The organism is Nitrosomonas sp. GH22 (assembly GCF_009833115.1).
In the GTDB taxonomy this organism is placed as follows: Bacteria; Pseudomonadota; Gammaproteobacteria; order Burkholderiales; family Nitrosomonadaceae; genus Nitrosomonas; species Nitrosomonas eutropha.
Window position 1 is genome coordinate 108,532 of the sequence record NZ_QRCA01000013.1, and the last position, 13,588, is coordinate 122,119.

General features: G+C 46.5%; 9 protein-coding genes and 1 tRNA gene. 5 read left to right on the plus strand and 5 right to left on the minus strand.

Translation table 11 applies throughout. The annotated features are described in order from the left end of the window. Positions 1 to 6 precede the first annotated feature (6 nt). The 5 genes from gyrA to ABF86_RS06020 form a co-directional block, all read right to left on the minus strand. Positions 7 to 2,553: a DNA gyrase subunit A gene (gyrA, locus tag ABF86_RS06000; protein ID WP_074684767.1), complete on the minus strand. Its 2,547-nt coding sequence runs from the start codon at positions 2,551 to 2,553 to the stop codon at positions 7 to 9. A 69-nt stretch (positions 2,554 to 2,622) separates the two neighbouring features. Further along, on the minus strand, positions 2,623 to 3,255 hold the full coding sequence (locus tag ABF86_RS06005; protein WP_240142245.1) for an ABC transporter substrate-binding protein: 633 nt from the start codon (positions 3,253 to 3,255) through the stop codon (positions 2,623 to 2,625). After that, positions 3,233 to 4,348 (minus strand): glycosyltransferase, encoded by a 1,116-nt coding sequence (locus ABF86_RS06010; RefSeq protein WP_240142246.1) that lies wholly within the window; start codon positions 4,346 to 4,348, stop codon positions 3,233 to 3,235. Before ABF86_RS06010 ends, ABF86_RS06005 begins: the two co-directional genes overlap by 23 nt. Before the next feature lie 63 nt (positions 4,349 to 4,411). Continuing rightward, positions 4,412 to 5,575 carry an adenosyl-hopene transferase HpnH gene (gene hpnH / locus ABF86_RS06015; protein WP_011634626.1) on the minus strand — a complete coding sequence of 388 codons (1,164 nt, stop codon included), beginning with the start codon at positions 5,573 to 5,575 and terminating at the stop codon, positions 4,412 to 4,414. Between the two features lie 216 nt (positions 5,576 to 5,791). After that, positions 5,792 to 5,879: transfer RNA gene (locus ABF86_RS06020), tRNA-Ser, on the minus strand. A 242-nt stretch (positions 5,880 to 6,121) separates the two neighbouring features. On the opposite strand from ABF86_RS06020, the gene tkt reads away from it, so the two are divergent. The 5 genes from tkt (at position 6,122) to fba (ending at position 13,405) form a co-directional block, all read left to right on the plus strand. Then, positions 6,122 to 8,140: a transketolase gene (gene tkt, locus ABF86_RS06025; RefSeq protein ID WP_011634627.1), complete on the plus strand. Its 2,019-nt coding sequence runs from the start codon at positions 6,122 to 6,124 to the stop codon at positions 8,138 to 8,140. A gap of 63 nt (positions 8,141 to 8,203) precedes the next feature. Further along, positions 8,204 to 9,211, plus strand: a complete 1,008-nt coding sequence (gene gap, locus ABF86_RS06030; protein ID WP_011634628.1) for a type I glyceraldehyde-3-phosphate dehydrogenase — start codon at positions 8,204 to 8,206, stop codon at positions 9,209 to 9,211. Between the two features lie 318 nt (positions 9,212 to 9,529). Beyond that, positions 9,530 to 10,708: a phosphoglycerate kinase gene (locus ABF86_RS06035; RefSeq protein WP_074684765.1), complete on the plus strand. Its 1,179-nt coding sequence runs from the start codon at positions 9,530 to 9,532 to the stop codon at positions 10,706 to 10,708. A 34-nt stretch (positions 10,709 to 10,742) separates the two neighbouring features. Continuing rightward, positions 10,743 to 12,233, plus strand: a complete 1,491-nt coding sequence (gene pyk, locus ABF86_RS06040; RefSeq protein WP_074455298.1) for a pyruvate kinase — start codon at positions 10,743 to 10,745, stop codon at positions 12,231 to 12,233. A 107-nt stretch (positions 12,234 to 12,340) separates the two neighbouring features. Next, entirely contained in the window at positions 12,341 to 13,405 is a 1,065-nt protein-coding gene (fba, locus tag ABF86_RS06045) for a class II fructose-bisphosphate aldolase (protein ID WP_011634631.1), read from the plus strand. Positions 13,406 to 13,588: the final 183 nt, after the last annotated feature.

Below are 13,588 nucleotides of genomic sequence, written 5' to 3' on the forward strand. Positions count from 1 at the left end.
GTTGAATTAGTTCTCATCCGTTTCAACGATTCTTTCCAGTCCAGCAAGTTTCTCGCCGGCATCCAGATTAATCAGTATAACCCCCTGAGTTGCCCGGCCCATTTCACGAATTTCACTGACACGAGTACGAATCATGACACCTCCAGTGGTAATTAACATGATTTCATCATTGGGTTCAACGAGTTGCGCAGCGACAACTTTACCATTACGTTTATTGGTATTGATCGCGATCATACCCTGAGTACCTCGGTTATGCCGGGTATATTCAGTAATGGAGGTGCGTTTTCCATAACCATTCTCAGTTGCGGTCAATACTGTCATATTTTCACTATCTGCAACCAGCAGAGAGATAACTTTTTGTTCTGCCCCAAGCTTCATGCCCCTGACCCCGCGCGCATTACGTCCGGTCGGGCGCACATCATTTTCATCGAAACGCATTGCCTTGCCTGCATCAGAAAAAAGCATGACGTCATGCTTGCCTTCGGTAAGCGCAACACCAATCAGATAATCCCCTTCATCCAGAGCGACCGCAATGATCCCATTGGTCCGTGGCCGGGAAAACTCTGATAACGGTGTTTTCTTGACTGTACCACCAGCAGTTGCCATAAATACGTAGCGGGTATCATCAAATGACTTGACCGGCAGAACAGCATTGATCTTTTCATGCTGTTCCAATGGGACAAGGTTATTAATGGGCCTGCCGCGGGAAGTACGGCTGCCTTGCGGCACGTTGTATACCTTTATCCAGTAAACCCGCCCGAGGCTGGAGAAACACAGGATAAAATCATGGGTATTGGCAATAAACAGATTATCAATGAAATCATCCTCGCGAGTAGTAATCGCTTGCTTACCACGTCCTCCACGTTTCTGTGCCTGGTAATCGTCAAGCAACTGAGATTTAATGTAGCCTGCGTGTGACAGAGTCACTACCATATCAGTGGGTGTAATCAGATCTTCCGTACTTAAATCTTGTGCATCGATCACTACCTCACTGCGCCTGGGATCGCCGAACTGCCCTTTGATAGCCGTCAATTCTTCAATAATAATAGCAGTGATACGTTCTGAATTTGCCAACATATTGAGGAGGTCCCGAATTTTATCCAGTATCTCTTTATACTCGGAGACAATTTTTTCCTGCTCCAGTCCGGTAAGACGTTGCAACCTGAGATCAAGAATCGCCTGGGCTTGCGCATCGGATAAGCGATATTCCTGGTTTGACATCCCGAACCCGGTTGCCAGTGTTTCAGGACGAAATGCGGCTGCATCAATCATTGCACGGCGGAGCATTTCTTCAACCAGGGATGACCGCCATGTTCTGGCCATCAATCCTCTTTTAGCTTCAGCCGGAGTCGGGGCTGCCTTGATCAAGGCAATAATCTCATCGACGTTAGATAACGCGACTGCCAATCCTTCCAGTAAATGGCCACGTTCCCGCGCTTTCCTGAGTTCAAATACGGTGCGCCGTGTTATAACTTCGCGACGATGACGTAGGAAATAATCCAGCATCTGCTTCAGATTGAGCAAACGCGGCTGTCCATCGACCAGCGCCACCATATTTATGCCAAATGTATCCTGCATCTGCGTCTCTTTGTACAGATTGTTCAGGATAACCTCAGGTACCTCTCCACGCTTGAGTTCAATGACCACGCGCATACCGGATTTATCCGATTCATCGCGCAAATCTGAAATACCCTCTATCCTTTTATCTCTTACCAGCTCTCCGATACGTACCAATAGATTGGCCTTGTTCACCTGATAAGGTAATTCATCGATAATGATACTGTGGCGATTTCCTTTATCGAGCTCTTCAAAATGCGTTCGGGCACGCATAATGACGCGCCCTCTTCCAGTCTGGTATCCATCCTTGATACCAGATATACCGTAAATGATGCCGGCAGTTGGAAAATCGGGGGCCGGAATACAAGCCATCAACCCAGTGATATCGATATCTGGATCACTTAGCAACAGCAAGCAAGCATCAATCACTTCGCTGATATTATGAGGCGGGATGTTGGTTGCCATACCCACCGCAATACCGGATGAACCATTAATCAGCAAGTTGGGTATTTTTGCCGGTAGAATCAATGGCTCCTGTTCGGAGCCATCATAGTTGGGGCCAAAATCAACAGTACTTTTATCCAGGTCGGCCAGCAACTCATGGGCAATGCGCGACATTCTGATTTCGGTGTAGCGCATAGCTGCTGCATTATCGCCATCAATCGAGCCAAAATTACCCTGCCCGTCTATCAGCATGTAACGCAGAGAAAAAGGTTGTGCCATACGCACGATCGTGTCATAGACAGCTGTATCACCATGCGGGTGATACTTACCAATCACATCACCAACGATACGTGCGGATTTTTTATATGGCCGGTTCCAATCATTGGATAGTTCATGCATGGCGTAAAGCACACGCCGGTGTACCGGTTTCAACCCATCACGCACATCAGGCAAGGCTCGTCCTACGATAACGCTCATCGCATAATCGAGGTAAGAGCGCTTCATCTCATCCTCAAGACTGACGGGCAATGTTTCCTTTGCGAATTGTTCCATGTATAAACTACTTTAGTGGTGAAATATTCAGGTTATACCCATACGGGCAAAGCAATTGCTGCGCAAGAATTACTGATGGCTCTGCTCAATATAAGCAGTTTTTTGTTCCAGCATATCAATCAGGGCGGCGATACCATTTTTTTGCAACACGGCGTTGTATTCAGCCCGTTTCAAGGCCAGATCGCTAACTCCATCAACTACAATATTGATAATGCGCCAGCCTTCACTGGTCTTGTCCATCACATAATCAAAATTAACAGGATTACCATCGGTACGAATGAGTTGGCTGCGAACCAGTATCCGTCCTCGCGGAAGCTGTGTCCGTTCAACAATTTTGAACTGCTCGCCATCATACTGGCTAAACCGGTCTGCGTAGGTCGCAATGCTGTTTTCCTGAAATGCCTGGCTAATAGCCTGCTGCTGATCAGAGTTGAGTTTTGCCCAGTGCGCGCCCAGCACAGAACGGATAATTGCTGCAAGATCATGTGTCTGTTGAATGATGGGGGTAAGAAGCTTCAGGCGACCGCTATAGCCAATTTTCTGGCCCTGTTGCATAGCCTGGATCAAACCATTCTGCAGAGTAATCACCACCTCGGTACCATCGCTTTTAGATGACTCTGCCTGCAATCCAGCAGCAGTCATCACCAGCATGGCAACCACCAATAGCTTAAATACTCTGTTAGTTGTGTTCAGAAGCTTCATAGCGTCGATTTTTCCAGTGAGCCCGTATTCCTCGCCAGTATCTGAACGCAGATGTCCAGGTCATCAGCAGGTATAGCGTGCCAGTTACAGGCAATGCGACACCCCAGAGTAGCGAGCTTCGATAAAATCTGAGTACGGGTGTATAAACAATCAGCATGGCCAGCCAGGTAAGCACACTGCTGGCCACAAAAATCTTATCCGCATAAATAATCGCAGACAATGGCGCGCACCAGAACATACTGGTCATGATCAACGTACACAGAAACAGCAGCAACAATGAATAATGCAGTTGCGTAAATGCAGTACGGGCAACGGTGTTCCAGATGGCAGCGAGACTGTCATAGCCTCGATGACTTTGAACAGCATGACTAAGTCCGATCCAGGTTTTAAAACCGGCCTGTTTAACCAAAGCGGCCAGCGTACAGTCATCAATTAGCGCATTGTGAATACTGGTAAAAGCATTAATAGATTTCAGCACACTGGTTTTGACCAGAATGCACCCGCCCGCAGCAGCAGCCATACGGGACTCTGGTTTATTAGATAGCCTAAATGGATATAACAGTTTGAAGAAAAATATAAAAGCTGGCACCAGCAGGTGTTCGGAGAAACGCTTGACTGGCAGCTCAGCCATTAACGACACTAGCGATAAATTTTCCTGATGCGCCTTATTTAACAAAGCCTCCAAAATACCAGGTGACAAGCTGATATCTGCATCCAGCAACAAAGTATACTGCGTACGCACCTGCTGCAGCCCCTGATCCAACGCCCATAACTTTCCACTCCAGTTTTTAGGCGGGGTTGTACCAGAGATAATCTCTATCCCTGGTCTCTTCGCCAGGGTTGCAGTACGATCTTCCGATTGATCATCAATTACAATAATCCGCAAATCCTCACCTTGAGCTTGAAGCTTGCTCAGAGTCTGATCGATAAACTGTGCTTCGTTACGTGCAGGAATCAGAACTGTGACATCGCTGAAGAACCGATTTACTTCTACACCAATTGAAGGTTCGAGCTGTTCCCGAACACTCCAGGCCCGCCACGGAGCCAGCAGGATAGCCCACCAGCAAAATACGCCTGCCAAAGTCATATACATTATCAATGTAATCATGACTTCCGATAAGCGGGAATACGACTTTTCTCAGGCCAGGAAAAAATATTAATTATCCGGACCGGACGAATGATCTGGTGCCGGCGCAATGGTCTTATGTTCAACAGTTACTGACACGGGAAAGGGTTTCCGTTTATTTGTATCATGCTGCGATCCATTGTTTGTTTGCAGCGGATCCAGCGCCATGGGTCCCTCTACACGCGGGCCGCGCATGCTGACTCGTAATGCCTTAAAAGGATGAGCAAAAGTATCGTTAATGGCAGTAGGCTCAAACCCGCAATGCGCCATGCAATTTGCACACTTAGGGTTATTCCCAACACCATACCGATCCCAATCGGTCTCTTCCATCAATTCCCGGAAGTTTGCTGCATAGCCTTCATCCACCAGCAGGTAACAAGGCCTTTGCCAACCAAATAAGTTGCGTGTGGGATTTCCCCACGGAGTACATTGGTAGTTTTGATTGCCGGCGAGAAAATCCAAGTACAGGCTGGAATGATTGAATCTCCAGGGGGTCTTGCGCTTTTTTCCAATCTGGAAAATCGAACGGAACAGCCGTTTGCTTACCGACCTTTGTAGAAACACATCCTGCCGTGGTGCGTGCTCATAGCTGAACCCAGGGGATACATTAATTCCTTCAACACCAAGTTCTGTTGCGGTATCAAAAAACGCGGCCACTTCCTCAGCTGTTTCGCTCTGAAACAAGGTGCAGTTGACAGTCACCCTAAAACCTCGCTGAAGCGCCTGCTCAATCACCGGAATAACCTTGTCATACACTCCCTCTCTACATACCGACGCATCATGCCGCTCCCGGTTTCCATCAAGATGAATGGAGAATGTCAGATAGGGAGAAGGCTGATAGTCGTCCATACGAGCGTCTAATAGCAGTGCATTGGTGCAAAGATATACGAATTTTTTACGTTGAATGATGCCTTGCACAATTTGCGGCATTTCCTTGTGGATAAGCGGCTCACCCCCTGCAATGGAAACAACTGGCGCTCCACATTCATCTACGGCATGCAAACACTCATCCACACTTAGACGACGACGTAACGTTTCTTCCGGGTAATCAATCTTGCCACAACCCGCACAAGCCAGGTTACACTGAAATAACGGCTCAAGCATCAGCACCAGCGGATACCGCTTATTACCCCGGAGTTTTTGTTTCAGTATATAACTGCCTACCCGGTATTGCTGCAAAAGAGGAACACTCATTATTAAATTTTCTCCATTTTTTTATACCAGCCAATGTCTTGATTTTTTGCCCGTTAAGAATCTTGTGCAACCATCCAGTCTTTCCGGATAGAAGAATATTATCTCCATCAAGCTGACGCCAAGAAAAATCCAAGAGTTGCCGGATCAGGATACGTTGACACCATCTTTATCCATTCAAAAAACGCAACCCCAAGCATATCCTCATAAAACCATGAATGGCGGAAGAGGTGGGATTCGAACCCACGAACAGTTTCCTGTTGCTGGTTTTCAAGACCAGTGCCTTCAACCACTCGGCCACTCTTCCCTGGATGACAGACTGCAGAAATTAAGAAGCGGGATAATACCCTCCAATTAATTATTTTACCACGACCTTCATCTTAAAATCCGGCTGACAACCAGGAAGCCCAAGAGAAATTGCATCCTGTATTGTGAACTGACCAGTCTTAAGAGATAATGGCCTCTTTTGCCGGTTTTTGTTGGTCATCATGTGGTGCATCACATTGCGGGCGGCAGTTTCAGTTTTTGAATAATCGAGGACGAGAGCAAATGAAGGAAGCATTCAACGACTTTGGTGCACCAGTATTCAATAATTTGACCAGTGCAATTCGCGCATTGGCCATGGATGCAGTCCAGAAAGCCAATTCCGGTCACCCGGGCATGCCAATGGGTATGGCAGAAATTGCAGAAGTGTTATGGATTCACCACATGCGCCACAATCCGGCAAACCCCGAGTGGGCAGACCGTGATCGTTTTGTATTATCAAACGGGCATGGCTCCATGCTGATATATGCGCTGCTCCACCTCACTGGTTATGATCTGTCCATTGAAGATATAAAAAATTTCCGGCAGCTTCATTCAAAAACTCCCGGACATCCTGAGTATGGTTATACCCCAGGCGTTGAAACTACAACAGGGCCGCTGGGGCAAGGCCTTACCAATGCTGTCGGTATGGCACTGGCCGAAAAAATTCTGGCGGAAGAATTCAACCGGCCTTATTTCCCGATCATGGATCATCACACCTATGTATTTCTGGGGGACGGTTGCCTGATGGAAGGCATTTCACATGAGGCTTGTTCGCTGGCAGGAACACTGCAATTAGGCAAGCTAATTTGCTTTTATGATGATAACGGCATCTCAATTGACGGGCATGTCGAAGGATGGTTTACAGACAACACTCCGAAACGTTTCGAATCTTATGGCTGGCATGTTGTTCCAAATGTTAATGGGCACGACCCCGTGGCAATACAAGCAGCCATTGAAACAGCCAAGAAAGTACAGGACAAGCCCACACTGATCTGCTGCAAAACAGTAATCGGGATGGGTTCACCCAATAAGGCCAACACCAGCTCCATTCACGGAGCGGCACTCGGAAAAGATGAAATTGCTGCTGCCCGTCCTCATATTGGCTGGAATTATCTGCCGTTTGAAATTCCACAAGAAGTTTATGATGCATGGGATGCCCGTACCAAAGGCCAGGCGTTGGAGTCCGCCTGGAACACCATGTTCGCGGAATACAGCAAAAAATACCCTGCCGAAGCTGTCGAATTTACTCGCAGAATGGCCGGTGAGTTACCTATCAAATGGGTTGATCATGTTGAGGGAATTATCAGTCAGATTAACGCCAGAGAAGAAAGTATCGCTACCAGAAAAGCATCACAAAATTCAATTGAGGCGCTAGCGCCGGTACTGCCCGAGCTGATCGGTGGATCAGCCGATCTCACTGGCTCCAATCTCACCATGTGGTCAGGATCCAAAGTAACCAGCGGCAATACTACTGGAAATTATATTCACTACGGTGTACGGGAATTCGGTATGAGTGCAATCATGAACGGCCTGTCACTGCATGGCGGAATTATCCCCTACGGTGGAACCTTCCTGATGTTTTCAGAATATGCCAGAAATGCCTTACGTATGGCAGCATTAATGAAAATTCGCAATATTTTTGTATTTACCCATGATTCAATCGGGCTGGGTGAGGATGGACCAACTCATCAACCGGTTGAACAAACCGCCACATTACGCATGGCCCCCAATATGGATGTATGGCGCCCATGTGATACAGTTGAATCTATCGTTTCATGGGTGGCTGCTATAGAACGCAGAGAAGGCCCCACGTCTCTCATATTCAGCCGCCAGAATCTGCCTTTCCAGAAACGAGATGCAGCAACGATCAGCCTGATTAAGAAAGGAGGATACATTCTTTCTGAAGCAGCAAATGGAAACCCGCGAGTAATTATCATAGCAACTGGCTCAGAAGTTGGACTTGCAATGGGCGCACAGAAGGTTCTAGCTGAAAACGGTGTTGCAGTACGTGTTGTATCAATGCCCTGTACCAATATTTTTGATAAACAGGATCTGGCGTACCGGGATAGTGTCTTGCCAAAGGGAATTAGACGCGTGGCTGTAGAGGCCGGTGTAACCGATTTCTGGCGTAAATACGTCGGACTTGAAGGAGAAGTGGTTGGAATCGATAAATTCGGTGAATCAGCTCCTGCAGAAGAATTATTCGAATATTTTGGCTTTACTGTTGAAAATGTCGTAAACGCGGTAAAAAGAATTATATAAACGCGGAAAGTTCTTTTCTTGTCTGCAAAACAGGTTTTTAGTAAAAAATACGGAGATAAAGGGATGGCAATTAGAGTTGGCATTAATGGTTTTGGTCGTATCGGACGGATGGTTTTTCGTGCTTCTATAGAAGAGTTTGATGACATAGAAGTTGTCGCAATCAACGATTTACTGGAACCGGATTATCTCGCCTATATGTTATTACATGATTCCGTTCATGGTCGTTTCAAAGGAGATGTATCTGTTGACGGTAATAATTTGATAGTTAATGGCAAGAAAATTCGCTTAACTGCCACCAAGGATCCAGAAGAACTGAACTGGGGTGAAGTCAAGGTTGATGTCGTGGTGGAATCCACCGGATTGTTCCTGACCAAAGAACTCTGTGAAAAACATATCAAGGCAGGCGCTCCTAAAGTCGTCATGACTGCGCCATCCAAGGATGATACGCCAATGTATGTTTATGGTGTCAACGATAAAACATATCAGGGTGAAGCAATCATTTCCAATGCATCATGTACTACCAACTGCCTGGCCCCGATCGCAAAAGTATTGAATGATACTTGGGGTATCAAGCGTGGTTTGATGACGACTGTTCATGCTGCCACGGCAACACAAAAAACAGTTGATGGCCCTTCCAATAAAGATTGGCGTGGTGGACGCGGAATTCTCGAAAATATTATTCCTTCCTCTACGGGCGCAGCCAAAGCAGTTGGTGTGGTTATTCCTGAATTAAATAAGAAGTTAACCGGCATGGCCTTTCGCGTACCCACTTCTGACGTCTCGGTTGTAGATTTAACAGTGGAACTGGAAAAAGATGCATCTTACGACGAAATTCGTAAGGCAATGAAAACAGCTTCTGAAGGCTCCATGAAAGGTGTATTAGGCTACACTGATCAAAAAGTGGTTTCCACTGATTTTCGTGGAGAAACCCATACATCAGTGTTTGATGCAGAAGCCGGCATTCAGCTGGATAAGAATTTTGTGAAAGTTGTTGCCTGGTATGACAACGAATGGGGTTATTCCTGCAAGGTACTGGAAATGGTACGAGTTATCGCTGGCCGTAATAATTAAAGCTAAAGATATATTTTTCATGGAATAAACCACTGGGGTTGGTTGTTTATTTCTTACCCTGGAAATTGTGCTGTAACCAGTTCCCTACTGGTTACAGCTTTGTTGCTTCAATAAACAAGAAAGCTATTTTTCATCCCAATCCGGGCAAGAAATTGCAGATAAATCAGTTGATGATCTATAGAAGAAATTAATCTTGATATTGCCGCTTCTATGAACAGATGCATCTATATTTTTATCGTCCTTCTCAATTCAACAACTAATTAATTTCCATCTGATTATCTTATAAAATCAGCAAGTTATCTAAAATATGGAGCCAATGTGTCAGTTATTAAACTTGTCGATCTAGATCTGAAGAATAAACGTGTTTTTATCCGCTCTGATCTGAATGTTCCTGTGAAAGAAGGTAAGGTGACTTCAGATGCACGCATTACTGCATCCATGGCAACTATAAATCATTGCCTGAAGCAGGGAGCAAGAGTAATGGTAACTTCCCATCTGGGGCGTCCGGAAGAAGGCGTGTGGACCATGGAAAATTCTCTTCAGCCAGTTGCCAATGATATTAGCCGGAGACTGGGAACAACTGTCCGATTGATCAAGGATTGGGTTGATGGTGGATTCGAAGTTGCGCCCGGAGAGCTGGTAATTTTGGAAAATTGCCGAATTAATAAAGGTGAGAAAAAAAATCTTGAAGAAACAGCAAAAAAATATGCCAATTTGTGTGATGTCTTTGTTATGGATGCTTTTGGTACAGCGCATCGTGCAGAAGCCTCAACACACGGTGTAGCCAAATATGCACCAGTTGCCTGTGCTGGCATTTTACTTACCGAGGAATTGGATGCTTTAACCAAAGCCTTGCACCAGCCAGCACGCCCACTGGTAGCAATTGTAGGAGGATCCAAAGTTTCCACCAAATTGACTGTTCTGGAATCACTTACTGAGAAAGTTGATCAACTTGTGGTTGGTGGAGGAATTGCTAATACTTTCCTCAAGGCTGCTGGGAACAATGTTGGAAAGTCTCTGTGTGAGGATGAACTGGTACCTATAGCGAAATCCCTGATGGATAAAATGAATCAGCGTAATGCAACGATTCCCATCGCGATTGATGTCGTTGTCGGAAAAAAATTTGCTGCAGATGAACCTGCTGTTCTAAAAGAAGCAAATGCTGTTTCCGATGATGACATGATTTTTGATATCGGCCCCAAGAGCACTCAAGAACTGGTTAACATCATCATGAAGGCCGGCACAGTTGTCTGGAATGGCCCCGTTGGCGTGTTTGAATTTGATCAGTTTGGAGAAGGGACACACGCAATCGCCAAGGCAATTGCTGAAACTGATGCTTTCACCCTGGCAGGCGGTGGTGACACGATTGCCGCCATTCAGAAGTATGATATTTACGATAAGGTTTCATACATATCCACTGCCGGAGGTGCATTCCTGGAATTCTTAGAAGGAAAAAAACTACCCGCTGTCGAGATCCTGGAATTACGTGCACAGTGAGGCCTGAGAAGATTTTCTTCCAGGAATTTCGGAAATGATGCGAAGAACAAAAATTGTAGCAACGCTGGGACCAGCTTCCAGCAACCCTGATATCCTGAGACAAATGATTGAGGCCGGTGTCGATGTCGTCCGTATCAATTTTTCACATGGAACAAAGGACGAGCATATTGCTTCCGCGGAGCAGGTACGCTCACTTGCCCATTCACTTGGCCGTACGGTAGGTGTGCTGGCCGATCTGCAAGGACCAAAAATTCGTATCGGCAAGTTTGCTCAGGGAAAGATCACACTCAAAGCCGGGGATGAATTTATTCTTGATGCAGAGTGCGAGCTGGGTAACCAGGAGCGGGTCGGGCTGGATTACCGGGAGCTGCCCAACGATGTTGAAGCAGGTACTGTCCTCTTGCTGGATGACGGCCGAATCGTTCTGACTGTGACCAAAGTCAGGGAAAGTGAAATCTATTGCGAAGTTTTACAAGGCGGGATACTTTCCAATAATAAAGGCATAAACCGGAAAGGTGGAGGTCTGAGTGCTCCCGCTCTGACAGCAAAGGATCTGCAGGATATCAAAACTGCCACAATTTTACGGGCAGATTATCTTGCGGTGTCATTTCCTCGCTCGGGAGAAGATATCAGGCGAGCGCGTGCATTAATGCAGGAGGCTCAGGGGCATAGTTTGCTCATGGCAAAAATTGAGCGCTCGGAAGCTATTCTGGCGTTGGATGATATTCTAAGTGCTTCCGATGCAATTATGGTCGCGCGGGGCGATCTGGCAGTTGAAGTAGGTGATGCAGCAGTTCCTGCCTTGCAAAAACGCATGATACGATCAGCACGTGAAGCCAATAAATTGGTGATTACAGCCACGCAAATGATGGAATCGATGATATCCAATCCCATCCCAACACGTGCAGAGGTATCAGACGTTGCAAATGCAGTGCTGGATGGTACGGATGCTGTCATGCTGTCTGCTGAATCAGCTGCAGGACAATACCCGGTAGAAGCCGTAGCAGCCATGGCAAGAGTTTGTCTGGAGGCTGAAAAGGAGTATACGGTTAATCTGAGTTTTCGCCGTTCTCCGGATACACAACCAGTCAGTATCGAAGACGCTATTGCGCGAGCTACCATGTACACCGCCGGTTCGCTCAAGATTCGAGCAATCGCTGCATTGACACAAAGCGGCGTAACAGCATTGTTCATGTCTCGTAGAAGCTCGAAAGTTCCAATCTTCGCTTTAAGTCCACAAGAGGATACTCTGAGCAAGGTCACTCTTTTTCGTGGTGTTTATCCTATAAAATTTGGACAGGGATTGTGTGATCCTGAGATTATCCTCAGCATGGCGGAAGATGAGTTGCTCAGACGCGGCGCGGTACGAAACGAAGATTTAATCATCATGACAATTGGCGAACCGGTTGGCAAGGCTGGCGGAACAAATACTATGAAACTTGTCAGAGTAGGTGGTTCCAGGGGAACGACACAGATAACGAAAGAAGTGACTCAGCAGACCTTTTCTGATCCACTTAATTTATAAAATTAACCCTACAAACAGATTAGCGTATCGGCTTATACACCCGTAAGAACATGAAGTTTGGTTTCATCAGAAAATAAACATATTAATTTTATATAAAGGAGACTTGAATGGCACTTGTATCTTTACGCCAGTTACTGGATCATGCAGCTGAAAACGGATATGGGCTTCCGGCTTTTAATGTAAACAACCTTGAACAAATTCATGCAATTATGCAGGCGGCTGATGAATGTGATAGCCCGGTAATCATGCAAGGATCGGCTGGCGCCCGCAAGTATGCTGGTGAAGCATTCCTGCGCCATCTGATTGCCGCAGCAGTTGAAGCCTATCCCCATATTCCGGTTGTAATGCACCAGGATCATGGCGCCTCACCTTCTGTGTGTATTAATGCCATTCGCAGCGGTTTCTCCAGCGTGATGATGGATGGATCGCTTGAAGAGGACGGAAAAACGCCTTCATCATTTGAATATAACGTGGATGTCACTGCCAGAGTAGTCGCTATGGCACATGCTGTAGGCGTTTCCGTGGAGGGCGAGCTAGGTTGCCTGGGATCTCTGGAATCTGGTCAGGGCGAAGCTGAGGATGGCCACGGTGCTGAAGGACAACTTTCACATGATCAGTTGCTGACTGATCCTGAAGAAGCTGCCGAGTTCGTCAGAAGAACCGGTGTGGATGCGCTAGCAATTGCCATCGGTACTTCTCACGGTGCGTATAAATTTACCCGAAAACCCACAGGTGATATCCTCGCCATTGAGCGGATCAAAGAAATTCACCAGAGAATTCCCAATACCCATCTGGTTATGCACGGATCCAGTTCCGTTCCTCAGGAATGGCTAGAAATCATCCGTGAATATGGTGGTGAAATGAAAGAAACCTATGGTGTACCTGTAGAAGAAATTCAGCAGGGTATCAAGTATGGTGTGCGTAAAGTCAATATCGATACGGATATCCGTTTGGCCATGACTGGTGCAATTCGTCGTCATCTGGCCAGAAACAAAAGCGAGTTTGATCCGCGTAAATTCCTGAAAGATGCCACTGTTGCTGCTAAAGATATCTGCAAAGCACGTTTCGAAGCATTTGGCTCCGCGGGTCAAGCTGGCAAGATCAAGCCAATCTCGCTGGAAACTATGGCAAACCGTTACCTGAGCGGCGAACTAAAAGCAATTGTAAAGTAATCTAAAAACGGGCTAATCCCCAAAGTGCCCCACAAATTCCTGGAAAGATATTCAAATCGGGGATGTGGGGCACTTTTTATTCACATCACTAATCAGTGAGTCTGTTTATAACAAAGGCACAGCCTCTGCAGCCTATCACCCCTCTCCCTCTCCAGGCTAAACTGCCTCAACTTTCACAGGAGC

What these genes read in the sequence shown, in the direction of transcription:
- gyrA (WP_074684767.1), bottom strand. Translation starts at nt 2,553, where the DNA reads ATGGAACAATTCGCAAAGGAAACATTGCCCGTCAGTCTTGAGGATGAG.
- ABF86_RS06005 (WP_240142245.1), bottom strand. Translation starts at nt 3,255, where the DNA reads ATGAAGCTTCTGAACACAACTAACAGAGTATTTAAGCTATTGGTGGTT.
- ABF86_RS06010 (WP_240142246.1), bottom strand. Translation starts at nt 4,348, where the DNA reads ATGTATATGACTTTGGCAGGCGTATTTTGCTGGTGGGCTATCCTGCTG.
- hpnH (WP_011634626.1), bottom strand. Translation starts at nt 5,575, where the DNA reads ATGAGTGTTCCTCTTTTGCAGCAATACCGGGTAGGCAGTTATATACTG.
- tkt (WP_011634627.1), top strand. Translation starts at nt 6,122, where the DNA reads ATGAAGGAAGCATTCAACGACTTTGGTGCACCAGTATTCAATAATTTG.
- gap (WP_011634628.1), top strand. Translation starts at nt 8,204, where the DNA reads ATGGCAATTAGAGTTGGCATTAATGGTTTTGGTCGTATCGGACGGATG.
- pyk (WP_074455298.1), top strand. Translation starts at nt 10,743, where the DNA reads ATGATGCGAAGAACAAAAATTGTAGCAACGCTGGGACCAGCTTCCAGC.
- fba (WP_011634631.1), top strand. Translation starts at nt 12,341, where the DNA reads ATGGCACTTGTATCTTTACGCCAGTTACTGGATCATGCAGCTGAAAAC.